Below are 611 nucleotides of genomic sequence, written 5' to 3' on the forward strand. Positions count from 1 at the left end.
AAGTGATGCAGATGTAAAAAATATGTTCAACACTCTTGCAGGATATGAAAGGCAGCATGCAACAACACTGAAAAATATATTAACTCAAAATGGTGTTAATTATACTAGCATCTATGAGAGCTATAATAAGCCATCTGCAGCTCAAAATCAGCAAAATCTTTCCTTCTCAGATGCTACAAATTATGAATGATTCATTACCCTCTCTTGTTCTTTCTCCAACACCAGTAAAAACTGAAAGTCCACCATGCTGCTTAGCAATATTGTTAATTAGTTCTTGTATCAACACTGTCTTACCAACACCTGTCACCACCAAACAGTCCTATTTTTCCACCCTTTGGATATGGTGCAAGAAGGTCTATTACTTTAATTCCTGTTTCAAAAACTTCAGGCTGAACAGATTGTTCTTTAAAGCTTGGAGGCATTCTGTGGATTGGATAGTACTCTTCTGCTTCAACCTCTCCTAAATTATCTATTGGCTTACCTAAAACATTAAACCAGCCTTCCTAAAGTTTTTTAGGACCAACAGGAACAGATATTGGAGCATTTGTATCTTCAGCTAGAGCTCCTCTAACTAAACCATCAGTAGAGTCCATTGCTATTGCCCTTACTGT

2 pseudogenes are annotated in these 611 nt (G+C 37.0%); one reads left to right on the forward strand and one right to left on the reverse strand.

The features are described 5' to 3' along the window. Positions 1-190 (forward strand): annotated as a pseudogene (locus TCEL_RS13365) (spore coat protein); the annotation flags it as partial. Here TCEL_RS13365 and TCEL_RS13035 read toward each other — a convergent pair. Next, a pseudogene (locus tag TCEL_RS13035) lies at positions 185-611 on the reverse strand (F0F1 ATP synthase subunit beta); the annotation flags it as partial. The pseudogenes TCEL_RS13365 and TCEL_RS13035 sit on opposite strands and share 6 nt — an antisense overlap.

Origin of the sequence: Thermobrachium celere DSM 8682 (assembly GCF_000430995.1) — a bacterium.
GTDB classification, from domain to species: domain Bacteria; phylum Bacillota; class Clostridia; order Clostridiales; family Caloramatoraceae; genus Thermobrachium; species Thermobrachium celere.